Raw genomic sequence first — 24,738 nt, forward strand, 5'->3', positions numbered from 1 at the left:
CGCCACGTTCAGAGCAGTTATTTATTGCGGGTGATGAAGTCGCGAATCCGCTCGGCTGCTTCCACGCACTCGGCCAGCGGCGCAACCAGCGCCAGGCGCACACGCCCGGCGCCCGGGTTGACGCCATCGACTTCCCGGGACAGGTACGAACCCGGCACCACGGTCACGTGTTCTTCCACGAACAGGTCGCGGCAGAAGGCGGCGTCATCACCTTTAATATTCGGCCACAGGTAGAAACCGCCGTCGGGGTTTTGCACGTCCAGCACCGGCTTCAGGATCGCCAGCACGGCATCGAATTTTTCCCGGTACAGGTCACGGTTGGCCTGCACGTGGGCTTCGTCCTGCCAGGCGGCAATGCTCGCCAGCTGGGTTTGCACCGGCATCGCGCAGCCGTGGTAGGTGCGGTACAGCAGGAAACCCTTGAGGATATCCGCATCACCGGCCACAAAACCTGAACGCAGGCCCGGCAGGTTGGAGCGCTTGGACAGGCTGTGGAACACCACGCAGCGCTTGAAGTCCTGGCGGCCCAGTTCCACGCAGGCGCTGAGCAGGCCCGGCGGCGGGGTTTGTTCGTCGAAGTACAGCTCGCTGTAGCACTCATCGGCGGCGATCACGAAGTCGTATTCGTCGGCCAGGGCGATCAGCTTTTTCAGGGTGTCGACGGGAATCAGTGCGCCGGTCGGGTTGCCAGGGGAGCACAGGAACAGGATCTGGCAGCGTTTCCAGATGTCTGGCGAGACTGCGTCGAAATCCGGGTTGAAGCCGTTTTCATCCAGGCACGGCAGGTAATGCGGCTTGGCGCCGGCAAGAAAGGCCGCGCCTTCGTAGATTTGGTAGAACGGGTTCGGGCTGACCACCAGTGCGTCGTCGCCACGGTTGACCACGGTCTGGGTGAAGGCGAACAGCGCTTCACGGGTGCCGTTCACCGGCAGGATATTGCGCGCCGGGTCGAGCCAGCCCTTGGGCACGCTGAAGCGGCGTTCGCACCAGGTGCCAATGGCCTCGCGCAGGGCCGGGATGCCCAGGGTGGTCGGGTACACCGCCATCTGGTCCAGGTTGTTGGCCAGCGCATCGGCGACGAACTGCGGGGATTTGTGCTTCGGCTCGCCGATGGAGAGGGCGATCGGGCGTTTGTCCGGGTTCGGCGTGACGCTGCCCAGCAGGACGCGCAGTTTTTCGAACGGGTAAGGCTGCAGCTGGTTCAGAGCGTTGTTCATGAGGGCCTCTATCACGGGGCTCCCTGTAGGAGCTGTCTTGCCAGCGATGCAGGCACCGCGGTGTATCAGGTACGCCGAGGTGATGCCATCGCAGGCAAGCCAGCTCCTACAGGAACCGCATCTATACAGTTAAAAAATCAAATCGTCAGTCTGGACATCTCGACGCCGGTCTCCTGGTTGACGCTCAACTGCTGGACGATGGCTTCCTGCAAGCGTCGGCACAGTTCAGGGTCGGAAAGCGGCTGGTTGTCGGCATCGGTAATAAAGAACACGTCTTCCACCCGTTCGCCCAGGGTCGCGATCTTGGCGTTCTGCAACGACAGGTCGAATTCCAGGAAGATCGTGCCGATCCGCGCCAACAGGCCCGGGCGGTCCGGCGCGCTGAGCTCCAGTACGGTCACCGGGCGCTGGGCGTCGTTGTGGATCGTCACCTCGGGGGCGAATGCAAAGTGCTTGAGCTGGCGCGGCACCCGGCGCTGGATGATGGTCGGGTAGTCGTCGGGGTTGCGCAGGGCGTCGGTGAGGCCTTTGCGGATTTTTTTCACCCGTTCCGGGTTGTCGCCGATGGACTCGCCTTCCGTGTCGAGCACGATGTAGGTGTCGAGGGTGAACTGGCTGCTGGAGGTGATGACCCGGGCGTCGTGAATGTTCAGGTTGAGCTGGTCCATCGCGGCCACGGTCACGGCGAAGAAGTCGTGCTGGTCGGGTGCGTAGATGAAGATCTGCGTGCCGCCCTCGAACTCGCGCTGGGTGGTTTCCTTGATCAGCACCAGCGGCCCGCCATCGGCCGGCTGCTGCAGGATCGCGTCGCTGTGCCAGGCCACGTCGCCGGCGGTGTGGCGCAGGAAGTAGTCGTCCCCCAGTTGCGACCAGAGCTGCTCGACGTCGTCCGGGTCGTTGCCGCCACGCACCAGGATATCCAGGGCTGCGCTTTGGGTGCGACGGATCTGCTCCTCGCGGTCCACCGGGTTCTCCAGGCCGCGACGCAAGGCACGCTTGGTCTCGGTGTAGAGCTGGCGCAACAGGCTGGCGCGCCAGGAGTTCCACAGCGTCGGGTTGGTGGCGTTGATGTCGGACACCGTGAGCACGTACAGGTAGTCGAGACGGGTTTCGTCGCCGACGGCCTGGGCGAAATCATGGATCACCTGCGGGTCGGACAAGTCCTTGCGCTGGGCGGTGGTGGACATCACCAGGTGGTTTTGCACCAGCCATACGATCAGGCGGCTGTCCCACAGCGGCAACTGGTGACGCTGGCAGAACGCTTCGGCATCCACGGCGCCAATTTCCGAGTGATCGCCGTGACGGCCCTTGCCGATGTCGTGGTACAGGCCGGCGAGGTAGATCAATTCAGGCTTGGGCAAGCGCGCCATGAGCTTGCTGGCCAGCGGGAATTTCTCTGACACCTGGGTGTACTGCAACTTACGCAGGTGTTTGATCAGGTTCAGGGTGTGGGCGTCCACGGTATAGATGTGGAACAGGTCGTGTTGCATCTGCCCGACGATAAAGCCGAACTCCGGCAGGTAGCGCCCCAGGATCCCGTAACGGTTCATGCGCCGCAGGTTGCGGTGGATACCGATCTTGCACTTGAACAGTTCGATAAACAGGCTGGTGTTGCGGATGTCGTGGCGGAAATCGTCGTCGATCAGGTGACGATTTTCCCGCAGCAGGCGAATGGTGTCGGCGCGCACACCCTTGATTTCCGGCTGTTGGGCCATCAGCACGAAGATTTCCAGCATGGCGAACGGCGTGCGTTTGAACACGTTGTCGTTGCGGGCTTCGATGTAGCCATCGTGCAACTGGAAGCGCGAGTTGATCGGCTGCGGCGGTGCTTCGTCTTCCGGGGCCAGGATCACTTCTTCGAAGTGCTGGATGATCAGGTCGCTGAGCTGGGCAATGCTCATCACCACCCGGTAATACTGCTGCATGAAGCTTTCGATGCTGGTCTTCGCGTCTTCGCCTTCAAACCCCAGCAAGGTCGCGATGGAGCGCTGGTGATCGAACAGCAGGCGGTCTTCGGAGCGGCCGGCCAGCATGTGCAGCGCGTAGCGCACTTTCCAGAGGAATTCCTGGGAGGAGGCCAGCAGGGCGTTTTCGCTCTCTACCAGAAAGCCTTCCCCGGCCAGGGCCCGCAGGTTCAGGGTGCCGTACTGGCGACGGGCAACCCAGAGGATCGTCTGGATATCCCGCAGGCCGCCCGGTGAACCTTTGACGTTGGGTTCCAGGTTGTATTCGGTGTCGTTGTACTTGTGGTGCCGGGCCTTCTGCTCGGCGCGCTTGGCCAGGAAGAACTCCTTGCTCGGCCACATGTGCGCGGTGCTGGTGACTTCCAGCATGCGCTGGCGCAGGTGCTCGGGGCCGGCGATGGTGCGGCTTTCCATCAGGTTGGTGATCACCGTCAGGTCGGCACGGGCTTCCTGGGCGCATTCGTCCACCGAGCGCACGCTTTGGCCGACCTCCAGGCCGATGTCCCACAGCAGCGTCAGAAAACGCTCGATGGAGTCGCGAAAGATCTCGTGGTCGGCGCTGTCCAGCAAAATCAGCAGGTCAATGTCGGAGTAGGGGTGCAGTTCGCCCCGGCCATAGCCGCCGACGGCCACCAGGGCGATATCGGCGTCTTCGCTCCAGCTGAACTGTTCCCAGGCCTTTTGCAGGATGTTGTCGACGAACCAGGCGCGGTCCTCGATCAGCCGGCGAATGTCCCGGCCAGTGCGAAAGCGCTCGTCGAGCACCTCGCGGGCCTGACGGATGGCCTTCTTGAAGGCGGCGATGGGGCTTGCCTTCAGCGCCAGCTCCGCCTGGAACTGGCCGCGGTCAAACAGTTCGGGATCCACCTGGGGCATCGATCGGTTTTCCTATCTATCTATGGGGCACAGCGTTGCTAATCAGAAAACCGGTGCAAACATTACGCCGAAACGCGAGGAATCGTGTCATCGGCGCGCAGGGTGAAGATCTCGTAGCCGGTGTCGGTCACCAGCAGGGTGTGTTCCCACTGGGCCGAGAGCTTGCGGTCCTTGGTGATGGCGGTCCAGCCGTCGCCCAGCACCTTGGTGTCGGCCTTGCCCTGGTTGATCATCGGCTCGATGGTGAAGGTCATGCCTGCCTTGAGCTCCATGCCGGTGCCGGCGCGGCCGTAGTGCAGGATCTGTGGCTCTTCATGGAACACCTTGCCGATGCCGTGGCCGCAGAACTCACGGACCACCGAGAAGCCGTTCTTTTCGGCGTGCTTCTGGATGATTTCACCGATGTCGCCCAGGCGGCAGCCGGGCTTGACGATTTCGATGGCCTTGTACATGCATTCCTGGGTCACTTGCGACAGGCGCTCAGCCCACACTGGCACGGTGCCGACGTGGAACATGCGGCTGGTGTCGCCGTGGTAGCCGTCCTTGATCACGGTGACGTCGATGTTCAGGGTGTCACCGTCTTTCAGGGGCTTGTCGCCGGGAATCCCGTGGCACACCACGTGGTTGATCGAGGTGCAGATCGACTTGGGGAAGCCCTTGTAGTTCAGTGGCGCCGGGATGGCTTTTTGCACATCGACAATATAGTCATGGCAGATGCGGTCCAGCGCTTCGGTGGTGACGCCGGGCTTGACGTGTTCGGCAATCATTTCCAGCACGTCGGCAGCCAGTTTGCCGGCAACGCGCATGCCAGCGATGTCTTCGGCGGTTTTGAGGGTGACGGTCATACAGGCTCTCTCTAGCGCGACGCGCTGAAATCAATACGGTTTACGGGTGTGCGACAAAAGGTTGCAGAATTCGCACAAGCCCAAAAAACGCGATTCTAGCAGACGCAGGGGTGAAACCATGAGCGTCTGGCGATCGCTTCTGTCTATAAGGATGGGGGCATTCTGGCTTTATTCAAAGGCTTAGGCAAAAGCGACAGGCGGCAAATGTGATTGCGGGTTTCGTTTTTGCAAGCTGTGTGGTATAAAATGCGCCGCTTTCCGGGGATACCCCGCAAAGCTTAAATCCACACACGTGTCGACACGATGACCTGGGTGCCGGAGGCGAATGCCACTGGTTGGTCATTGGGATACGTGGAGGCCAAACCCGACTTATTAAGGAACTATCATGTCCCAAGTCAACATGCGCGATATGCTGAAGGCCGGTGTGCACTTCGGTCACCAGACCCGTTACTGGAACCCGAAAATGGGTAAATACATTTTCGGCGCGCGTAACAAGATCCACATCATCAACCTTGAAAAAACCCTGCCAATGTTCAACGAAGCTCTGACTTTCGTAGAGCGCCTGGCCCAGGGCAAAAACAAGATTCTGTTCGTCGGCACCAAGCGTTCCGCTGGCAAGATCGTTGCTGAAGAAGCAGCACGTTGCGGTTCGCCGTACGTCGATCACCGCTGGTTGGGCGGCATGCTGACCAACTTCAAAACCATCCGTGCTTCCATCAAGCGTCTGCGTGACCTTGAAGTGCAAGCCGAAGACGGTACTTTCGCCAAGCTGACCAAGAAAGAGGCGCTGATGCGCACTCGCGACCTGGAAAAGCTCGATCGTTCCCTGGGTGGTATCAAGGACATGGGCGGTCTGCCTGACGCACTGTTCGTTATCGACGTTGATCACGAGCGCATCGCGATCACCGAAGCCAACAAGCTGGGCATCCCGGTTATCGGCGTAGTCGATACCAACAGCAGCCCGGAAGGCGTTGACTACATCATCCCAGGCAACGATGACGCAATCCGCGCTATCCAGCTGTACATGGGTTCGATGGCTGACGCTGTAATCCGTGGCCGCAACCACGTTGCTGGCGGCACCGAGCAGTTCGTTGAAGAAGCTCCGGTAGCAGCAGCTGAGTAACTGACGCCTTGGCGTTGACTCAGTAAGCAAAAAGGGGGCTTGGCCCCCTTTTTGCCACCTCGAAAACCATTTGTCTGCAGCGCAGCTACAACATCTGTAACGTGCAGCGGCCTACAAGGGTGGTTCGGGAAGAATTGATCGCCCGTTCAATCGGGTGGAATGGTTGAAAACCTATCCAAGAGGATTTTGAAAATGGCAGAGATTACTGCAGCGTTGGTTAAAGAACTGCGTGAGCGTACCGGCGAAGGCATGATGGATTGCAAAAAGGCCTTGACCAAGGCCGGCGGCGACATCGAAAAAGCCATTGATGACATGCGTGCTTCGGGCGCCATCAAGGCTGCCAAGAAAGCAGGCAACGTTGCTGCTGAAGGCGCTATCGCTCTTAAAGAAGACGGTAAGACCGCCGTTCTGCTGGAAGTGAACTCCCAGACCGACTTCCTGGCTCTGCAGGACGACTTCAAGGCATTTGTTGCTGCAAGCGTTGAAAAAGCGTTCGCTGACAAGCTGACTGACGTCGCTCCGCTGATCGAAGCTCAAGAAGCTGCTCGCCTGGTACTGGTCGGCAAGGTTGGCGAAAACGTCAACATCCGTCGCCTGGCTCGCGTTGAAGGTGATGTTGTCGGTGGTTACCTGCACGGTAACAAGATCGGCGTTGTGGTTGCCCTTAAAGGCGGCAACGTTGAACTGGCCAAAGACATCGCTATGCACGTAGCGGCCAGCAACCCTGAATTCCTGCTGCCATCGGAAGTGTCCGCTGAAGCAATCGAACGCGAAAAAGCCGTGTTCCTGAGCCTCAACGCTGACAAAATCGCCGGCAAGCCGGAAAACATCGTTGAAAACATGATCAAGGGCCGTATCAGCAAGTTCCTGGCTGAGGCTTCCCTGGTTGAGCAGGCGTTCGTCAAGAACCCTGAAATCAAGGTTGGCGAGCTGGCCAAGAAAGCCGGTGCTGAAATCGTTTCCTTCACCTACTACAAAGTAGGCGACGGTATCGAGAAGCCGGTCGACAACTTTGCTGAAGAAGTTGCCGCCCAGCTGGCTGCCGCCAAGCAGTAAGACAGTTTTCAACTGTCGCCCAAAAGAGGCTGCCCGCTTACGCGCGCAGCCTCTTTTCAAATGGGGTGATCAATTTTTATTGGTTTCCCTTTGGAACTGGCTTACAAAGCCGTGTTCCGATGGCGCTGTGACAGCGTCAAGCTAGAGTGAACGCAGGCCGTAAACGGCTTGCCAAGAATTTTCAAAAATACGCCGCAGGAGAGATTCGCAATGGCTCAGCAGGGCAGTGGTCATCAGGCTCGCTATAAACGCATTCTACTCAAGCTTAGCGGCGAGGCCCTGATGGGGTCGGAAGAGTTTGGGATTGATCCCAAAGTACTCGACCGCATGGCACTGGAAGTCGGCCAACTGGTCGGTATCGGTGTTCAGGTCGGTCTGGTGATCGGCGGCGGCAACCTGTTCCGCGGTGCGGCACTCAGCGCCGCTGGCATGGATCGGGTGACGGGCGACCACATGGGCATGCTGGCCACTGTGATGAACGCCCTGGCCATGCGTGACGCCCTGGAGCGCGCCAATATCACCGCGATCGTGATGTCGGCTATTTCCATGGTTGGCGTAACCGATCACTATGATCGTCGCAAAGCCATGCGTCATCTGGATGCCAAGGAGGTAGTGATTTTTGCTGCCGGTACCGGTAATCCGTTCTTCACCACCGATTCGGCTGCGTGCCTGCGTGGTATCGAGATCAACGCGGACGTGGTGCTCAAGGCCACCAAGGTTGACGGTGTTTACACTGCAGACCCATTCAAAGACCCGCATGCCGAGAAGTTCGATCATCTGACTTATGATGAAGTACTGGATCGCAAGCTGGGCGTGATGGACCTGACGGCAATTTGCTTGTGCCGCGACCACAAGATGCCGTTGCGCGTATTTAACATGAACAAGCCCGGCGCCCTGCTGAACATCGTACACGGCGGCGCGGAAGGGACTCTGATCGAGGAAATCGAACAATGATCAACGAAATCAAAAAAGACGCTCAAGAGCGCATGCACAAATCCCTGGAGTCTCTGAACCATGCATTTGGCCAGATTCGTACCGGCAAGGCCCACCCAAGCATTCTGGGCAGTGTGATGGTGCCGTACTACGGCACTGATACCTCCATCACCCAAGTGGCCAACATCACCGTAAAAGACTCCCGTACCCTGCAGGTCGTGGCGTTCGAGCGCAACATGCTCGGCGCTGTCGACAAGGCCATCCAGAGCGCCGGCTTGAACCTCAATCCGACCAACCTGGGCGAATTGCTGCTGATCTCCATGCCGGCCCTGACCGAGGAAACCCGCAAGGGCTTCACCAAGCAGGCCCGCAGCGCCGCTGAAGATGCACGTGTTGCCGTGCGCAACATCCGTCGTGATGCCTTGGGTGACCTGAAGAAACTGGTCAAGGACAAGGAAATCAGCGAAGACGAAGAGCGCCGTGCCGTTGCTGATATCGACAAGCTGACGAAAGACGCCGAGGCCCAGATCACCAAGGCCACGGAAGATAAAGAAAAGGACCTGATGGCCGTATAAAGGGTCAGGACGCCTTCATGGAAAAGACCAAGCAGACTGTGCCCTCCGTGGTGCCGCGCCATGTCGCGATCATCATGGATGGGAATAATCGCTGGGCGAAGAAGCGCTTTATGCCGGGTGTTGCCGGGCATAAAGCGGGTGTCGATGCTGTGCGTGCCGTGATCGAGGTGTGTGCCGAGGCCAAGGTCGAAGTGTTGACCTTGTTCGCGTTCTCCAGTGAAAACTGGCAGCGCCCGGCCGAGGAGGTCAGTGCCTTGATGGACCTGTTCTTCAAGGCCCTGCGTCGTGAGGCCAAGCGCCTGAACGAGAACAACATCAGCCTGCGCATCATCGGCGACCGCTCGCGGTTCCATCCAGAGTTGCAGGCGGCGATGCGCGAAGCCGAGGCAATCACTGCCGGCAGTGACCGTTTTGTGCTGCAGATTGCAGCCAACTACGGCGGCCAGTGGGATATCGCCCAGGCTGCGCAGCGTCTGGCGCGCGAAGTGCAGGCCGGCCATTTGCGTCCGGAAGACATCACGCCCGAACTGTTGCAAACCTGTCTGGTGACCGGCGACCTGCCGCTGCCCGATCTGTGCATTCGTACCGGTGGCGACCACCGCATCAGCAACTTCCTGTTGTGGCAGTTGGCCTATACCGAATTGTACTTCTCCGACCTGTTCTGGCCGGACTTCAAACACGATGCCATGCGCAACGCGCTGGCCGATTTCGCTTCCCGTCAGCGTCGCTTCGGTAAAACGAGCGAGCAGATCGAAGCTGGAGCCCGGGTTTAATGCTTAAACAACGAATCATCACGGCGCTGATCCTGCTGCCTATTGCCCTGTGCGGGTTTTTCCTGCTTGAAGGGGCGAATTTCGCGCTGTTCATCGGCCTGGTTGTGACGCTGGGTGCATGGGAGTGGGCGCGCCTGGCGGGTTTCGCCGCGCAGTTGCCTCGTGTGGTGTACGCCGCTGTCGTGGCGCTGTTGATGTTCCTGATGTACATCCTGCCGGGCGTGGCACCTTGGGTGCTGGGTGCGGCGGTGTTGTGGTGGGCGTTGGCGACGTATCTGGTGCTGACCTATCCAGGCACCAGCAGTCACTGGTCCAGTGTCGCCTGCAAGCTGGTGATCGGCCTTTTGATTCTGCTGCCTGCCTGGCAAGGCCTGGTCTACATCAAGCACATGCAGTTGGGTAACTGGCTGATCATGGCGGTGATGGTGCTGGTGTGGGGCGCCGATATCGGAGCCTACTTCTCCGGCCGTGCTTTCGGCAAGCGCAAGCTGGCGCCGGCTGTCAGCCCGGGCAAAAGCTGGGAAGGCGTGTATGGCGGCCTGGCATTGACCCTGGTGATTACGATTGTGGTCGGTGTGGTGCGCGGCTGGACCGTCAAGGAAATGCTCCTGGCCCTGGTGGGTGCGGCGGTGGTCGTGTTCATCTCGGTGGTCGGTGACCTCACCGAAAGCATGTTCAAGCGTCAGGCCGGGATCAAGGACAGCAGCAACCTGCTGCCGGGTCACGGTGGTGTGCTTGACCGTATCGACAGCCTGACGGCTGCGATCCCGATTTTTGCCGTTCTGTTGTGGATGGCTGCCTCGTGAGCCGCCTGCAACAGGTCACCGTGCTGGGGGCTACCGGCTCGGTGGGGCTCAGCACACTCGATGTGATTGCCCGTCATCCCGAGCGTTATCAAGTATTCGCATTGACCGGCTTCAGTCGCCTGAGCGAGCTGTTGGCGCTGTGTGTGCGGCACACGCCGCAATACGCAGTCGTGCCGCAAGCGACAGCTGCGCGTGGTTTGCAGGATGACCTGCGCGCGGCGGGCCTGGCGACCCGGGTGTTGGTAGGGGAGGAGGGGTTGTGCCAGGTTTCGGCTGATCCTGATGTCGACACCGTGGTCGCCGCGATTGTCGGCGCTGCCGGTTTGCGTCCGACCCTGGCCGCCGTTGATGCAGGCAAGAAGATTCTGCTGGCCAATAAAGAAGCCCTGGTGATGTCCGGCGCGCTCTTTATGCAGGCCGTGCGCAAGAGCGGCGCCGTGCTGTTGCCGCTGGACAGCGAACACAACGCGATTTTCCAGTGCATGCCCGCTGACTTCGCCCGTGGGCTGAGCCAGGTGGGTGTGCGTCGGATTCTGCTGACAGCCTCTGGCGGTCCGTTCCGGCAGACGCCGCTGGCCGAGCTGGAGCATGTTTCCCCTGACCAGGCCTGTGCTCATCCGAACTGGTCCATGGGGCGCAAGATCTCGGTGGACTCGGCAAGCATGATGAACAAGGGCCTGGAGTTGATCGAGGCCTGCTGGCTGTTTGACGCCCGGCCGGATCAGGTCGAGGTGGTGATTCACCCGCAAAGTGTGATTCATTCCCTGGTGGATTACGTGGACGGTTCGGTCTTGGCCCAGTTGGGCAACCCGGACATGCGCACGCCGATCGCCAATGCACTGGCCTGGCCGGAGCGCATTGACTCGGGTGTTGCACCCCTGGATCTGTTTGCCATTGCCCGCCTGGATTTCGAAGCGCCTGACGAGCAGCGCTTCCCTTGCCTGCGTCTTGCGCGGCAAGCTGCGGATGCGGGTAATAGTGCGCCGGCGATGCTGAATGCGGCCAACGAAGTGGCCGTGGCGGCGTTTCTTGATCGGCGCGTCCGCTTTCCGCAGATCGCGAGTATCATCGAGGACGTTTTAAGCGTTGAGCCCGTCGTCGCCGTGAATGACCTTGGCGCGGTGTTCGAGGCGGATGCCAAGGCCCGGGCCTTGGCCGAGCAATGGTTGAACCGCAATACGCGTTAGCCTTTTGGCGTGTTTGAGCCTTCAGGCACTGGATTGAAATGCGGAGAAATTAGATGAGTGCGCTCTACATGATTGTCGGCACCCTGGTTGCTCTGGGTGTGCTGGTCACCTTCCACGAGTTCGGCCATTTCTGGGTCGCGCGTCGTTGCGGCGTCAAGGTACTGCGCTTTTCCGTAGGCTTCGGCATGCCCTTGCTGCGTTGGCACGACCGTCGCGGTACCGAGTTTGTGATTGCTGCCATTCCGCTGGGCGGCTACGTCAAGATGCTCGATGAGCGTGAAGGCGAAGTGCCAGCTGATCAGTTGGACCAATCCTTTAATCGCAAGACCGTTCGTCAGCGTATTGCCATTGTGGCGGCAGGCCCGATCGCCAACTTTCTGTTGGCCATGGTGTTTTTCTGGGTCCTGGCCATGTTGGGCAGCCAGCAGGTGCGCCCGGTCATTGGTGCCGTCGAGGCGGACAGCATGGCGGCCAAGGCTGGCCTGACTGCCGGTCAAGAAATTGTTGCAGTTGATGGCGAGCCAACCACGGGTTGGGGGGCGGTCAATTTGCAGTTGGTGCGTCGCCTGGGTGAAAGCGGCATCGTCAAGTTGGTGGTGCGCGAGCCGGACTCCACGGCTGAAACGCCGCGCGAGCTCACCCTGGACCACTGGCTGAAGGGCTCCGATGAGCCTGATCCGATCAAGTCCCTGGGTATTCGCCCATGGCGCCCGGCCTTGCCGCCGGTACTGGCAGAGTTGGATCCGAAGGGGCCGGCCCAGGCCGCGGGTCTGAAAACCGGTGATCGCCTGCTGGCGCTGGATGGCCAGGCGCTCAACGATTGGCAGCAAGTGGTCGACCTGGTGCGTGTACGCCCTGATACCAAAATTGTGCTGAAAGTTGAGCGCGAGGGTGCTCAAATCGACATCCCTGTGACCCTGGCGGTTCGCGGGGAAGCCAAGGCAGCCGGGGGTTACCTGGGTGCAGGGGTCAAGGGTGTCGAGTGGCCACCTTCGATGGTGCGAGAGGTCAGTTTCGGGCCGTTGGCGGCAATTGGCGAGGGCGCGAGACGCACCTGGACCATGAGTGTGCTGACCCTCGATTCCCTCAAGAAAATGTTGTTCGGCGAGCTCTCGGTAAAAAACTTGAGTGGACCGATAACCATTGCTAAAGTGGCGGGCGCTTCTGCACAGTCGGGCGTTGTAGATTTCCTGAATTTCCTGGCTTATCTGAGTATTAGCCTTGGGGTTCTGAATTTGTTGCCCATTCCAGTATTGGATGGGGGGCATCTGTTGTTTTATCTGGTCGAGTGGGTGCGTGGTCGCCCCTTGTCGGATCGGGTGCAGGGTTGGGGGATACAGATCGGTATCAGTTTGGTGGTCGGGGTGATGTTGTTAGCCTTGGTCAACGATCTGGGACGACTGTAACGCTTCGCTGAATTGCGAATCTGCCGCATTTTGCGGCAGTTTGTTTATTGCCAGTTGGAATAAGAAAGGACTTCATGAAACGTCTGCTGCTAACTGCGGTTCTCACCGTATTGATGATCGCCGAAGTTCACGCCGAGTCCTTCACCATCTCCGATATTCGCGTCAACGGCCTCCAGCGGGTTTCCGCGGGTAGCGTCTTTGGTGCCTTGCCGTTGAACGTCGGGGAACAGGCTGATGACCGTCGCCTGGTGGAATCCACTCGTGCGCTGTTCAAAACCGGGTTCTTTCAAGATATCCAACTGGGTCGCGAAGGTAACGTCCTCGTCATCACTGTCGTCGAGCGGCCGTCTGTCGCCAGTATCGAGATCGAAGGCAACAAGGCGATCTCCACTGAAGACTTGATGAAAGGCCTGAAGCAATCGGGCCTTGCCGAAGGCGAGATCTTCCAGCGTGCCACCCTCGAAGGCGTACGTAACGAGCTGCAACGCCAGTACGTCGCGCAGGGTCGTTACTCGGCTACTGTCGAGACCGAGGTCGTGCCGCAGCCGCGTAACCGCGTCGGCCTGAAGGTGAACATCAACGAAGGCACCGTGGCGGCCATCCAGCACATCAACGTGGTGGGTAACACCAAGTTCTCCGATGATGACCTGATCGACCTGTTCGAACTCAAGACCACCAACTGGCTGTCGTTCTTCAAGAACGATGACAAGTACGCTCGTGAAAAACTGTCCGGTGACCTGGAGCGCCTGCGTTCCTACTACCTGGACCGTGGCTATATCAACATGGATATTGCTTCGACCCAGGTGTCCATCACCCCGGACAAGAAGCACGTCTATATCACTGTCAACGTCAACGAAGGCGAGAAGTACAAGGTTCGTGACGTCAAGCTCAGCGGCGACTTGAAAGTGCCTGAAGACCAGGTCAAGTCCCTGTTGCTGGTGCAGAAAGACCAGGTGTTCTCGCGCAAGCTGATGACCACCACGTCCGAGCTGATCACCCGTCGCCTGGGTAACGAAGGCTATACCTTCGCCAACGTCAACGGCGTACCGACCCCGCATGATGAAGACCACACCGTGGACATCACCTTCGTCGTCGATCCGGGCAAGCGCGCCTACGTGAACCGCATCAACTTCCGTGGCAACACCAAGTCTGCCGACGAAGTGCTGCGCCGTGAAATGCGTCAGATGGAAGGTGGCTGGGCGTCGACTTACCTGATCGACCAGTCCAAGGTTCGCCTTGAGCGTCTGGGCTTCTTTAAAGAAGTCAACGTCGAAACCCCGGCTGTACCGGGTGTGGATGACCAGGTTGACGTGAACTACGCCGTAGAAGAGCAGGCTTCCGGTTCGATTACCGCCAGTGTCGGTTTCGCCCAGAGCGCCGGCCTGATCCTCGGTGGTTCGATCACCCAGAACAACTTCCTCGGTACCGGTAACAAGGTTTCCATCGGCCTGACCCGAAGCGAATACCAGAGCCGCTATAACTTCGGTTATGTCGACCCCTACTGGACTGCTGACGGTGTGAGCCTGGGCTACAACGCCTTCTACCGCACAACCGACTACAAAGACCTCGACGTCGACGTTGCAAGCTATGCAATCGACAGCCTGGGTGTTGGCGCCAACATTGGTTACCCGATCAGTGAGACCTCGCGTCTGACCTTCGGCCTGACCGCGCAACAAGACAAGATCAAGACCGGTGTGTACACCGTGGATGAGATCTTCAACTTCGTGCGTAAAGAAGGCGACCAGTTCCTGAACTTCAAGGCTTCGGCCGGCTGGTCGGAATCGACCCTGAACAAAGGTGTACTGGCAACCCGTGGCCATTCCCAGAGCCTGACTCTGGAAGCAACCACGCCGGGCAGCGACCTGTCGTTCTTCAAACTCGACTACCGTGGCCAGTTGTTCCAGCCATTGAGCGAAAACTACACCATGCGCCTGCACACCGAGCTGGGTTATGGCGATGGTTATGGTTCGACCAGCGGCTTGCCGTTCTATGAGAACTACTATGCTGGTGGTTTCAACTCGGTACGTGGCTTCAAGGACAGCACCCTGGGTCCTCGTGGTACTCCAAGCCGTGGCGTGGGTGTGACCGGTAACCAAGGTACTGTGGCTGACTCGGACAACGACCCGCTGCCATTCGGTGGTAACGTTCTGATCCAGGGTGGTGCGGAGATCCTGTTCCCGCTGCCATTCGTGAAAGATCAACGTTCCCTGCGTACTTCGGTCTTCTGGGATGTGGGTAACGTGTTCGACTCCAAGTGCGAACAGGTCACCAACCCCAATGGCTCGAAGTCCAACACGCAGTGCAACGACGTAAGTCTGAGCAACCTGGCGAGTTCTGTCGGTGTGGGCGTGACCTGGGTGACGGCGCTGGGCCCGTTGAGCTTTGCTCTGGCCATGCCGATCAAGAAACCGGATAACGCTGAAACCCAGATTTTCCAATTCTCCCTCGGCCAGACGTTCTAAGCGTCTGACCCAAGATAACGACAACGGATTCTGTAGGAGTGCATCGTGCGTAAGTTGACTCAATTGGTTCTCCTGGCGACTGTCCTGGTAGCGACCCCGGCCTTTGCCGAAATGAAGATTGCTGTTCTGAACTATCAGATGGCCCTGCTGGAATCCGACGCGGCCAAGAAATACGCCGTGGATGCCGAGAAGAAGTTCGGTCCGCAACTGACCAAGCTGAAGACTCTGGAAAGCAGCGCCAAGGGTATCCAGGACCGTCTGGTTGCCGGTGGTGACAAGATGCAGCAAGGTGAGCGCGAGCGTCTGGAGCTTGAATTCAAGCAAAAGGCCCGTGACTACCAGTTCCAGTCCAAGGAGCTGAACGAAGCCAAAGCTGTTGCTGACCGTGAAATGCTCAAGCAGCTCAAGCCGAAACTCGACAGCGCTGTGGAAGAAGTCATCAAGAAAGGTGCCTTTGACCTGGTATTCGAACGCGGTGCCGTCATCGACGTTAAACCTCAGTACGACATCACCCGTCAGGTGATCGAGCGCATGAATCAGCTGAAGTAAGCCATGACTGCGACTATCAAGCTCGGTCAATTGGCCGAGTTCCTGGGGGCCACCTTGCGTGGCTCCCCGGAGAAGGAAATCACTGGGCTAGCCACCTTGCAGGAGGCTGGCCCAGCTCAGTTGAGCTTCCTGGCAAACCCACAATACCGTAAATACCTGGGCGACAGCCGTGCCGCAGCCGTGTTGCTGAAGGCCGCTGATGCCGAAGGGTTTGCCGGGGATGCGTTGGTTGTTGCCGACCCGTACCTGGCGTATGCCCGGGTTTCGCACCTGTTCGATCCAAAACCCAAGGCTGCTGCCGGTATCCATCCTACGGCGGTGATCGCCGATGACGTGCAGGTCGATCCTGCCGCGAGCATCGGTGCTTTTGTGGTGATCGAAAGTGGTGCGCGCATCGGGGCGGACGTGACGATCGGCGCGCAAAGCTTTATCGGTGCCCGTAGCGAGATTGGTGCCGGTGGCTGGCTGGCCCCGCGTGTGACCCTGTACCACGACGTACGCATTGGCGAACGTGTAGTGATTCAGTCGGGTGCCGTGATCGGTGGCGAGGGCTTCGGCTTCGCCAATTCCAAAGGTGTATGGAACAAGATTGCCCAGGTGGGCGGCGTGTTGATCGGCGATGACGTTGAAATTGGCGTCAATACCGCTGTTGACCGCGGCGCCTTGGCCGATACCGTCATAGGTAACGGCGTGAAACTGGATAACCAGATTCAGATTGCTCACAACGTGCAGATTGGCGATCACACTGCCATGGCAGCCTGCGTAGGGATTTCCGGTAGCACCAAGATTGGCAAGCATTGCATGCTCGCCGGCGGTGTTGGCCTGGTAGGTCATATCGAAGTGTGCGACAACGTATTCATCACCGGCATGACCATGGTGACCCATTCGATTACCGAACCTGGGGCCTATTCATCCGGTACGGCCATGCAGCCTGCGGCCGAATGGCGCAAGAGCGCGGCGCGTCTGAGGCAGCTCGACGACATCGCTCGGCGCCTGAAACATCTGGAAAAGCGTGTTGGGGACGTGACCCCTGGCGGTAATGCTTCATCAGATGGCTGATACCATTTCCATATCAAGTGTGCACAGCCGCTAGACTGCCTCCTTGATTTGCTAGAGGGGCGTGCCTTAGTCCGCACGCTCCCAATCTTTATTACAGGCTTCCCCCCGAAATGATGGACATCAACGAGATTCGCGAATACCTGCCTCACCGTTATCCGTTCCTGCTGGTGGACCGGGTGACGGACCTCAATGTTGAGGAAAAGCGCATTCGTGCCTACAAGAATGTCAGCATCAACGAACCGTTCTTCAACGGTCACTTCCCTGCGCATCCCATCATGCCGGGCGTCTTGATCATCGAAGCAATGGCCCAGGCTGCCGGTATCCTTGGTTTCAAAATGCTCGACCTGAAGCCTGCCGATGGCACGCTTTACTATTTCGTGGGCTCCGACAAACTGCGCTTCCGCAACCCGGTCACCCCGGGCGATCAGTTGATCCTGGAAGCCAAGTTCATCAGCTGCAAGCGCCAGATCTGGAAGTTCGAATGCCAGGCCTCGGTCGACGGCAAGCCGGTGTGCTCGGCTGAAATCATCTGTGCGGAACGCAAACTATGAGTTTGATTGACCCTCGCGCAATCATCGATCCGACGGCCGTGTTGGCCGCCGACGTTGAGGTCGGCCCTTGGTCGATCGTCGGCGCAGGTGTGGAAATCGGCGAGGGGACAGTCATCGGGCCGCACGTGATCCTCAAAGGCCCGACGCGGATTGGCAAACACAACCGCATCTATCAGTTTTCATCGATAGGCGAAGACACCCCGGACATGAAGTACAAGGGTGAAGAAACGCGCCTGGTAATCGGTGATCACAACATCATCCGTGAAGGCGTGACCATTCACCGCGGCACCGTCCAGGACCGCGCCGAGACCACTCTGGGCGATCACAACCTGGTGATGGCCTATGCGCACATCGGCCATGACAGCGTGATCGGCAACCACTGCATCCTGGTCAACAACACTGCGTTGGCTGGCCACGTGCACGTTGATGACTGGGCGATCCTGTCCGGCTTCACCCTGGTGCATCAATACTGCCATATCGGCGCCCATAGCTTTTCAGGCATGGGTACCGCCATTGGCAAGGACGTTCCGGCGTTTGTCACGGTATTCGGCAACCCGGCAGAAGCCCGCAGCATGAACTTCGAAGGCATGCGCCGTCGTGGCTTCAGCGAAGACGCGATCCATGCCCTGCGCCGTGCCTACAAAGTGGTTTACCGCCAGGGGCTGACGGTGGACCAGGCCTTGACCGAACTGACGGAGCCGGCCGCACTGTTTCCCGAAGTTGCGACATTCCGTGACTCGATCCAGTCGTCGACTCGCGGCATCACCCGCTGATCATGGCCAAGCTGCGTATAGCGTTGGTGGCCGGAGAAGCTTCCGGCGATATTCTCGGTGCAGGCCTGATGCGAGCCCTCAAGGCCCAGCATCCTGCGGTTGAATTCATCGGTGTCGGCGGTCCGCTGATGCAGGCTGAAGGCCTGACGTCCTACTTTCCCATGGAACGCTTGTCGGTCATGGGGCTGGTGGAGGTACTGGGCCGCTTGCGCGAGCTGCTGGCCCGCCGCAAGAAACTGATCCAGACCCTGATCGAAGAAAAGCCCGACGTCTTTATCGGAATCGACGCTCCGGACTTCACCCTCAATATCGAACTCAAGTTGCGTCAGGCCGGGATCAAGACCGTGCATTACGTCAGCCCGTCCGTGTGGGCGTGGCGGCAAAAGCGCGTGCTGAAGATCCGCGAAGGCTGCGACCTGATGCTGACCCTGCTGCCGTTCGAGGCCCGGTTCTACGAAGAGAAGGGCGTACCGGTGCGGTTTGTCGGCCATACCCTGGCCGACACCATTCCGCTCCAGGCCGACCGCGCTGCCGCTCGCGCCGAGCTGGGCTTGCCTGACGGGCCGTTGGTGGCCTTGATGCCGGGTAGCCGTGGCGGTGAAGTCGGTCGTCTTGGCGCACTGTTTTTTGATGCCGCCGAACGCCTGCAAGCCTTGAAGCCGGGCGTACGCTTCGTATTGCCGTGCGCGAGCCCTCAGCGCCGTGTGCAAATTGAAGAATTGTTGGTAGGGCGCAACTTGCCGTTGACCCTGCTCGACGGCGGCTCGCACCTGGCCCTGGCGGCGTGCGATGCAGTGTTGATCGCCTCCGGCACCGCGACCCTGGAGGCCTTGCTCTACAAGCGCCCGATGGTCGTGGCCTATCGCCTGGCGCCGCTGACCTATTGGATTCTCAAGCGTATGGTCAAAAGCCCCTACATCTCCCTGCCCAATTTGCTGGCCCAGCGCCTGCTGGTGCCCGAATTGCTGCAGGACGATGCGACGCCTGAAGCCCTGGCACAAACCCTTTTCCCGCTGATCGACGGCGGCGAAGAACAGACCCGTGGTTTCGACGAGATTCACCGTACCTTGCGCCGCGATGCGTCGAACCAGGCGGCGGATGCGGTGCTGACCTTGATCGGCCATAAACAGGAAGCCCTATGAAGACGCAGATGGGCCTGGATTTCAGCCTGGTAGCCGATGCCCTTGATCTGGTGGCCGGTGTTGACGAAGTCGGTCGTGGCCCGCTGTGTGGCGCGGTCGTCACGGCTGCGGTGATTCTCGATCCGAACCGCCCGATCCTCGGCCTCAACGACTCGAAGAAACTCACCGAAGCCCGTCGCGAAAAGCTCTTTGACGAGATCTGTGAGAAAGCCCTGAGCTGGCACATCGCCCGGGCTGAAGTCGAAGAAATCGACAAATTGAATATCCTGCACGCCACCATGCTGGCCATGCAGCGCGCCATTGAGGGCCTGCACATCACGCCAAAAATGGCGATGATCGACGGCAACCGCTGCCCCAAGCTGACCATGCCGGCGGAAGCGGTGGTCAAGGGTGACAGCAAGGTGCCGGCGATTGCCGCCGCCTCGATCCTCGCCAAAGTCAGCCGTGATCGTGAAATGGCAGCGTTCGAATTGATCTATCCCGGCTACGGGATGGGTGGACATAAGGGCTACCCGACGCCCGTTCATCTGGAAGCTCTGGCTCGTCTTGGCCCGACCCCGATCCACCGACGCTCGTTCGCCCCGGTTCGCCAGGCTTACGAGGCTCGGGAAAGCCTGATCGAGGTTTAGCAGCAAGGCTGATGTTTTTGCCAAGGCCCGGTACAATCCGGGCCTTGTTGTCTCCACGTTTTTAGACAGGATCACTATGCCGGCTTCATTCGTTCACCTGCGCCTGCACACTGAATACTCCCTGGTCGACGGCCTGGTACGGATCAAACCCCTGGTCAAGACCCTGGTGGGCATGAACATGCCCGCCGTGGCGGTGACCGACCAGAACAACATGTGTTCCCTGGTCAAGTTCTACAAGGCCGCCATGGGCGCCGGCATCAAGCCGATCTGCGGCGCCGATCTGTGGCTGTCCAACAAAGACCCGGATAACCCACTGAGCCGCATCAGCCTGCTGGCGATGAACGGCGTTGGTTATCGCAACCTCACCGAACTGATTTCCCGCGGTTTTATCGACGGCCAGCGCAACGGCTCGATCATCATCGAGCGTGAATGGGTGGCCGAAGCCAGCGAAGGGCTGATCATGCTCTCGGCGGCCAAAGAGGGTGAAATCGGTATCGCGTTGTTGGGCGGCAATCCTCACGAGGCCGAAGTGCTCGCTCGTGAATGGATGGACGTGTTCCCCGACCGCTTCTACCTGGAAATCCAGCGCACCAATCGTCCCAACGATGAAGAGCAGTTGCACGCCGCCGTAGCCCTGGCTGAAAAGCTCGGCGCGCCGCTGGTGGCGACCAACGATGTGCGCTTTATCAAGAAGGAAGACTTCGAGGCCCACGAAACTCGCGTCTGTATTGGCGAAGGCCGGGCGCTGGACGATCCGCGCCGCTCGAAAAACTACAGCGAAGAGCAGTACCTCAAAAGCGCCGATGAAATGGCCGAGTTGTTCAGCGACCTCCCCGAGGCCCTGGAAAACTCCGTTGAAATCGCCAAGCGCTGCAACATTGAAGTGAAGCTGGGCAAGCACTTTCTGCCCAACTTCCCGATTCCCGATGGCATGACCATCGACGAGTATTTCCGCAAGGTATCCTTCGACGGTCTGGAGGAGCGCCTGAGCGTCCTGCTGCCCAAGGACACCACTGAAGATTATGAAGCCAAGCGCCAGGTCTACGTCGATCGGCTGAATTTCGAGCTGGATATCATCATCCAGATGGGGTTCCCCGGTTACTTCCTGATCGTAATGGACTTTATCCAGTGGGCCAAAAGCAACGGCGTGCCGGTGGGCCCAGGCCGTGGATCGGGTGCCGGGTCGCTGGTGGCCTATGTGCAGAAGATCACCGACCTCGACCCGCTGGAATATGACCTGCTGTTCGAACGGTTCCTTAACCCGGAACGGGTATCGATGCCCGACTTCGACGTCGACTTCTGCATGGACGGTCGCGACCGGGTTATCGAATACGTAGCCGAGAAATACGGCCGCAACGCTGTAAGCCAGATCATCACCTTCGGTTCCATGGCGGCCAAAGCGGTAATCCGCGACGTGGCCCGGGTGCAGGGCAAGTCCTACGGCCTGGCTGACCGCCTGTCGAAGATGATCCCGTTTGAAGTCGGCATGACCCTGGAAAAAGCCTACGAGCAAGAAGAAATCCTGCGGGACTTCATCAAGGTCGATGAAGAAGCGGCTGAAATCTGGGACATGGCGCGCAAACTTGAAGGCGTGGTGCGTAACGTCGGTAAACACGCCGGTGGTGTAGTGATCGCTCCTACCAAGCTGACTGACTTTTCGCCGATCTATTGCGACGAAGAGGGCGACGGCCTGGTAACCCAGTTCGACAAGGATGACGTGGAGGCGGCCGGCCTGGTGAAGTTCGACTTCCTCGGCCTGCGTACCCTGACGATCATCGACTGGGCGCTGAAGACCATCAACCGCGAGCGCGCCAAGATCGATGAGCCGCCGCTGGATATCGCGTTTATCCCGCTGGACGACAAGCCAACGTACCAGTTGCTGCAAAAAGCCGAAACCACGGCCGTGTTCCAGCTTGAATCCCGCGGCATGAAAGAGCTGATCAAAAAGCTCAAGCCCGACTGCCTGGAAGACTTGATCGCACTGGTGGCCCTGTTCCGTCCGGGCCCGCTGCAATCGGGCATGGTGGATGACTTCATCAACCGTAAGCACGGGCGTGCCGAACTGGCCTACCCGCACTCCGATTACCAGTACGAAGGCCTCAAGCCCGTACTGGCACCGACCTACGGCATCATCCTGTATCAAGAACAGGTGATGCAGATCGCCCAGGTGATGGCCGGCTACACCCTGGGTGGCGCCGACATGCTGCGTCGGGCCATGGGTAAGAAAAAACCCGAGGAAATGGCCAAGCAGCGCGGCGGTTTCATTGAAGGTTGCGCCACCAACAATATCGACGCTGACCTTGCCGGTAACATCTTCGACCTGGTGGAGAAATTCGCCGGTTACGGCTTCAACAAGTCCCACTCCGCCGCCTATGGCCTGGTTTCCTACCAGACCGCGTGGCTGAAGGCTCACTACCCGGCGCCGTTCATGGCCGCGGTACTGTCTGCGGATATGCACAACACCGACAAGGTCGTGACCTTGATCGAGGAAGTGCGCACCATGAAGCTGCGCCTCGACGCGCCGGACGTGAACACCTCCGAGTTCAAGTTCACGGTGAACGACGAAGGCCGCATCATTTATGGCCTCGGCGCGATCAAGGGCGTGGGCGAAGGCCCGGTGGAGGCGATTACCGAAGCGCGCCAGGACGGGCCGTTCAAGGACCTGTTCGATTTCTGCGCCCGGGTCGACCTCAAGCGCATCAACAAACGTACCCTGGATGGCTTGATCCGCAGCGGCGCCCTGGATCGCCTGGGCCCGTACTTCCATGATGAGCCGAAGGCATACCAGGCCAACATCGACCGCAACCGCGCGGTATTGCTGACTGCCATGGAAGAAGCGATCAAGGCTGCCGAGCAGACTGCCCGCACCCACGACAGTGGCCACGCCGACCTGTTTGGCGGGCTGTTCGTCGAAGAAGACGCCGACGTCTACGCCAACCATCGCAAGGCCAAGGACCTGACCCTCAAGGAGCGCCTCAAGGGCGAGAAGGACACCCTGGGTCTGTACCTCACCGGTCACCCGATTGACGAGTATGAAGGTGAAATCCGGCGTTTCGCCCGTCAGCGCATCATCGACCTGAAGCCGGCGCGGGATACCCAGACCGTCGCGGGCATGATCATCGCCCTGCGGGTGATGAAGAACAAAAAGGGCGACAAGATGGGGTTCATCACCCTTGACGACCGCTCGGGCCGGATCGAAGCTTCGTTGTTCGCCGATGCGTTCCACTCCGCCCAGTCGCTGCTGCAGACCGACGCCATGGTGGTGGTGGAAGGGGAGGTCAGCAACGACGACTTCTCCGGCGGCCTGCGCCTGCGGATCAAACGCGTGATGAGCATGGAAGATGCCCGCACCAACCTGGCCGAAAGCCTGCGCCTGAAGGTCAAGACCGATGCGCTCAAAGGCGATCAGCTACGCTGGTTGGGTGACTTGCTTAAACGCCACCGTGGCGCCTGCCCGGTGACCATGGAGTACACCCGCGACGATGCCAAGGCGATGTTGCAGTTTGGTGAGACGTGGCGAATTGATCCCGCTGATGGCTTGATTCAAGCATTGCGTGACCAGTTCGGGCGTGACAACGTCTTCCTCCAATACCGTTGATGGGTCAGGCGGTACCAAGAACGCCTGATCTCGACCCAATATTTAATCTCGACCTAAACACGCCTCTCCCTTAAGGTAGGGCGCGAATAGACAACCGGCTGGCCAGGCACTCCCTGGCCGTCGACCCAAGACGGACGCTTATGAACCCGAATTTTCTTGATTTCGAACAGCCGATCGCTGACCTGCAAGCCAAGATCGAAGAACTGCGCCTGGTCGGCAATGACAATTCGCTGAATATCGGCGATGAAATCGCTCGCCTGCAAGACAAGAGCAGCACGCTCACCGAAGACATCTTCGGCAAGCTGACCAGTTGGCAGATCGCGCGCCTGGCCCGCCACCCGCGCCGTCCGTACACCCTGGACTACATCGAGCACATTTTCACCGAGTTCGATGAGCTGCACGGCGACCGTCATTTCTCCGACGACGCGGCCATCGTGGGCGGTATCGCCCGCCTGGACGACCAGCCGGTGATGGTGATCGGTCACCAGAAAGGCCGTGAAGTGCGCGAGAAGGTTCGCCGCAACTTCGGCATGCCGCGCCCCGAAGGCTACCGCAAGGCTTGCCGCCTGATGGAAATGGCCGAGCGCTTCAAGATGCCGATCCTGACCTTCATCGACACCCCGGGCGCCTACCCAGGTATTGACGCTGAAGAGCGCAACCAGAGCGAAGCGATTGCCTGGAACCTGCGAGTGATGGCGCGTCTGAAGACGCCGATCATCGCGACCGTGATCGGTGAAGGCGGTTCCGGCGGCGCACTGGCCATTGGCGTCTGCGACCAGTTGAACATGCTGCAATATTCGACCTATGCGGTGATCTCGCCGGAAGGTTGCGCCTCGATCCTGTGGAAAACCGCCGAGAAAGCACCGGACGCTGCCGAAGCCATGGGCATCACCGCTGATCGCCTGAAAGGCCTGGGCATTGTGGACAAAGTGATCGCCGAGCCATTGGGCGGCGCCCACCGTGACCCGGCTGCCGCGGCCGCGACCATTCGTGCCGAACTCGGCTCGCAACTGGCGATGCTCAAGAAGTTCGACAACGAGGCGCTGCTGGCCCGTCGTTACGAGCGACTGATGAGCTACGGTCTCTAAGTCGACGCCGTATTAAATGTGGGAGCGGGCTTGTGTGGGAGCTGGCTTGCCTGCGATGGCATCAACTCGGTGCAATAGATAAACCTAGTTGTTTGCATCGCGGGCAAGCCCGGCTCCCACACAAGC

Annotated in this window: 20 protein-coding genes; 17 read left to right on the top strand and 3 right to left on the bottom strand. The window is 59.4% G+C overall.

Annotated features, from left to right (window positions below; all coding sequences use genetic code 11):
* Positions 1-17: 17 nt before the first annotated feature.
* From dapC to map, 3 genes are all read right to left on the bottom strand, one after another.
* A complete protein-coding gene (gene dapC / locus V3W39_RS22955; RefSeq protein ID WP_330213379.1) occupies positions 18-1,217 on the bottom strand; it encodes a succinyldiaminopimelate transaminase in 1,200 nt (399 codons plus the stop codon).
* Between the two features lie 137 nt (positions 1,218-1,354).
* Positions 1,355-4,057 carry a [protein-PII] uridylyltransferase gene (locus V3W39_RS22960; protein ID WP_177042009.1) on the bottom strand — a complete coding sequence of 901 codons (2,703 nt, stop codon included), beginning with the start codon at positions 4,055-4,057 and terminating at the stop codon, positions 1,355-1,357.
* 62 nt (positions 4,058-4,119) lie between these two features.
* Positions 4,120-4,902 carry a type I methionyl aminopeptidase gene (gene map / locus V3W39_RS22965; RefSeq protein ID WP_003219332.1) on the bottom strand — a complete coding sequence of 261 codons (783 nt, stop codon included), beginning with the start codon at positions 4,900-4,902 and terminating at the stop codon, positions 4,120-4,122.
* Positions 4,903-5,287: 385 nt separating this feature from the next.
* Here map and rpsB point away from each other — a divergent pair, with 385 nt between their 5' ends.
* The 17 genes from rpsB (at position 5,288) to V3W39_RS23050 (ending at position 24,612) form a co-directional block, all read left to right on the top strand.
* Complete coding sequence (gene rpsB / locus V3W39_RS22970) at positions 5,288-6,025, top strand: 30S ribosomal protein S2 (protein WP_003219330.1); 738 nt, start codon at positions 5,288-5,290, stop codon at positions 6,023-6,025.
* 192 nt (positions 6,026-6,217) lie between these two features.
* Positions 6,218-7,081: a translation elongation factor Ts gene (gene tsf, locus V3W39_RS22975; protein WP_088423000.1), complete on the top strand. Its 864-nt coding sequence runs from the start codon at positions 6,218-6,220 to the stop codon at positions 7,079-7,081.
* Positions 7,082-7,291: 210 nt separating this feature from the next.
* Complete coding sequence (pyrH, locus tag V3W39_RS22980) at positions 7,292-8,035, top strand: UMP kinase (protein ID WP_003219327.1); 744 nt, start codon at positions 7,292-7,294, stop codon at positions 8,033-8,035.
* Positions 8,032-8,589 carry a ribosome recycling factor gene (gene frr / locus V3W39_RS22985; protein ID WP_177042011.1) on the top strand — a complete coding sequence of 186 codons (558 nt, stop codon included), beginning with the start codon at positions 8,032-8,034 and terminating at the stop codon, positions 8,587-8,589. Before pyrH ends, frr begins: the two co-directional genes overlap by 4 nt.
* A 17-nt stretch (positions 8,590-8,606) precedes the next feature.
* Positions 8,607-9,362, top strand: a complete 756-nt coding sequence (uppS, locus tag V3W39_RS22990; RefSeq protein ID WP_177042013.1) for a polyprenyl diphosphate synthase — start codon at positions 8,607-8,609, stop codon at positions 9,360-9,362.
* Positions 9,362-10,168 carry a phosphatidate cytidylyltransferase gene (locus V3W39_RS22995; RefSeq protein ID WP_177042014.1) on the top strand — a complete coding sequence of 269 codons (807 nt, stop codon included), beginning with the start codon at positions 9,362-9,364 and terminating at the stop codon, positions 10,166-10,168. The genes uppS and V3W39_RS22995 overlap by 1 nt, the downstream gene beginning before the upstream one ends.
* The gene (gene ispC, locus V3W39_RS23000; RefSeq protein WP_330213380.1) at positions 10,165-11,355 is read left to right on the top strand and encodes a 1-deoxy-D-xylulose-5-phosphate reductoisomerase; all 1,191 of its coding nucleotides are present in this window, start codon (positions 10,165-10,167) and stop codon (positions 11,353-11,355) included. Before V3W39_RS22995 ends, ispC begins: the two co-directional genes overlap by 4 nt.
* 53 nt (positions 11,356-11,408) lie before the next feature.
* Positions 11,409-12,761, top strand: a complete 1,353-nt coding sequence (gene rseP / locus V3W39_RS23005; RefSeq protein ID WP_177042019.1) for a sigma E protease regulator RseP — start codon at positions 11,409-11,411, stop codon at positions 12,759-12,761.
* Positions 12,762-12,835: 74 nt separating this feature from the next.
* On the top strand, positions 12,836-15,223 hold the full coding sequence (gene bamA / locus V3W39_RS23010; RefSeq protein WP_177042021.1) for an outer membrane protein assembly factor BamA: 2,388 nt from the start codon (positions 12,836-12,838) through the stop codon (positions 15,221-15,223).
* Between the two features lie 45 nt (positions 15,224-15,268).
* Positions 15,269-15,772 (top strand): OmpH family outer membrane protein, encoded by a 504-nt coding sequence (locus tag V3W39_RS23015; protein ID WP_003219314.1) that lies wholly within the window; start codon positions 15,269-15,271, stop codon positions 15,770-15,772.
* 3 nt (positions 15,773-15,775) lie between these two features.
* Entirely contained in the window at positions 15,776-16,831 is a 1,056-nt protein-coding gene (gene lpxD, locus V3W39_RS23020; RefSeq protein WP_330213381.1) for a UDP-3-O-(3-hydroxymyristoyl)glucosamine N-acyltransferase, read from the top strand.
* Between the two features lie 110 nt (positions 16,832-16,941).
* Positions 16,942-17,382: a 3-hydroxyacyl-ACP dehydratase FabZ gene (gene fabZ / locus V3W39_RS23025; protein ID WP_003219309.1), complete on the top strand. Its 441-nt coding sequence runs from the start codon at positions 16,942-16,944 to the stop codon at positions 17,380-17,382.
* Positions 17,379-18,155: an acyl-ACP--UDP-N-acetylglucosamine O-acyltransferase gene (lpxA, locus tag V3W39_RS23030; protein ID WP_177042025.1), complete on the top strand. Its 777-nt coding sequence runs from the start codon at positions 17,379-17,381 to the stop codon at positions 18,153-18,155. The genes fabZ and lpxA overlap by 4 nt, the downstream gene beginning before the upstream one ends.
* Before the next feature lie 2 nt (positions 18,156-18,157).
* Positions 18,158-19,297, top strand: coding sequence for a lipid-A-disaccharide synthase (lpxB, locus tag V3W39_RS23035; protein ID WP_177042027.1), 1,140 nt, complete (start codon positions 18,158-18,160; stop codon positions 19,295-19,297).
* The gene (gene rnhB, locus V3W39_RS23040; RefSeq protein WP_177042029.1) at positions 19,294-19,926 is read left to right on the top strand and encodes a ribonuclease HII; all 633 of its coding nucleotides are present in this window, start codon (positions 19,294-19,296) and stop codon (positions 19,924-19,926) included. Before lpxB ends, rnhB begins: the two co-directional genes overlap by 4 nt.
* Before the next feature lie 76 nt (positions 19,927-20,002).
* Positions 20,003-23,524, top strand: a complete 3,522-nt coding sequence (dnaE, locus tag V3W39_RS23045) for a DNA polymerase III subunit alpha (RefSeq protein WP_294733352.1) — start codon at positions 20,003-20,005, stop codon at positions 23,522-23,524.
* Positions 23,525-23,664: 140 nt separating this feature from the next.
* Positions 23,665-24,612 (top strand): acetyl-CoA carboxylase carboxyltransferase subunit alpha, encoded by a 948-nt coding sequence (locus V3W39_RS23050; protein ID WP_177042033.1) that lies wholly within the window; start codon positions 23,665-23,667, stop codon positions 24,610-24,612.
* Positions 24,613-24,738 lie beyond the last annotated feature (126 nt).

The organism is Pseudomonas sp. Z18(2022), from assembly GCF_036346535.1.
Taxonomy (GTDB): domain Bacteria; phylum Pseudomonadota; class Gammaproteobacteria; order Pseudomonadales; family Pseudomonadaceae; genus Aquipseudomonas; species Aquipseudomonas yamanorum_A.

Bases quoted from the DNA above. Each gene is read 5' to 3' on its own strand.
- dapC (WP_330213379.1), bottom strand. From the start codon at position 1,217: ATGAACAACGCTCTGAACCAGCTGCAGCCTTACCCGTTCGAAAAACTG.
- V3W39_RS22960 (WP_177042009.1), bottom strand. From the start codon at position 4,057: ATGCCCCAGGTGGATCCCGAACTGTTTGACCGCGGCCAGTTCCAGGCG.
- map (WP_003219332.1), bottom strand. From the start codon at position 4,902: ATGACCGTCACCCTCAAAACCGCCGAAGACATCGCTGGCATGCGCGTT.
- rpsB (WP_003219330.1), top strand. From the start codon at position 5,288: ATGTCCCAAGTCAACATGCGCGATATGCTGAAGGCCGGTGTGCACTTC.
- tsf (WP_088423000.1), top strand. From the start codon at position 6,218: ATGGCAGAGATTACTGCAGCGTTGGTTAAAGAACTGCGTGAGCGTACC.
- pyrH (WP_003219327.1), top strand. From the start codon at position 7,292: ATGGCTCAGCAGGGCAGTGGTCATCAGGCTCGCTATAAACGCATTCTA.
- frr (WP_177042011.1), top strand. From the start codon at position 8,032: ATGATCAACGAAATCAAAAAAGACGCTCAAGAGCGCATGCACAAATCC.
- uppS (WP_177042013.1), top strand. From the start codon at position 8,607: ATGGAAAAGACCAAGCAGACTGTGCCCTCCGTGGTGCCGCGCCATGTC.
- V3W39_RS22995 (WP_177042014.1), top strand. From the start codon at position 9,362: ATGCTTAAACAACGAATCATCACGGCGCTGATCCTGCTGCCTATTGCC.
- rseP (WP_177042019.1), top strand. From the start codon at position 11,409: ATGAGTGCGCTCTACATGATTGTCGGCACCCTGGTTGCTCTGGGTGTG.
- bamA (WP_177042021.1), top strand. From the start codon at position 12,836: ATGAAACGTCTGCTGCTAACTGCGGTTCTCACCGTATTGATGATCGCC.
- lpxD (WP_330213381.1), top strand. From the start codon at position 15,776: ATGACTGCGACTATCAAGCTCGGTCAATTGGCCGAGTTCCTGGGGGCC.
- fabZ (WP_003219309.1), top strand. From the start codon at position 16,942: ATGATGGACATCAACGAGATTCGCGAATACCTGCCTCACCGTTATCCG.
- lpxA (WP_177042025.1), top strand. From the start codon at position 17,379: ATGAGTTTGATTGACCCTCGCGCAATCATCGATCCGACGGCCGTGTTG.
- lpxB (WP_177042027.1), top strand. From the start codon at position 18,158: ATGGCCAAGCTGCGTATAGCGTTGGTGGCCGGAGAAGCTTCCGGCGAT.
- rnhB (WP_177042029.1), top strand. From the start codon at position 19,294: ATGAAGACGCAGATGGGCCTGGATTTCAGCCTGGTAGCCGATGCCCTT.
- dnaE (WP_294733352.1), top strand. From the start codon at position 20,003: ATGCCGGCTTCATTCGTTCACCTGCGCCTGCACACTGAATACTCCCTG.
- V3W39_RS23050 (WP_177042033.1), top strand. From the start codon at position 23,665: ATGAACCCGAATTTTCTTGATTTCGAACAGCCGATCGCTGACCTGCAA.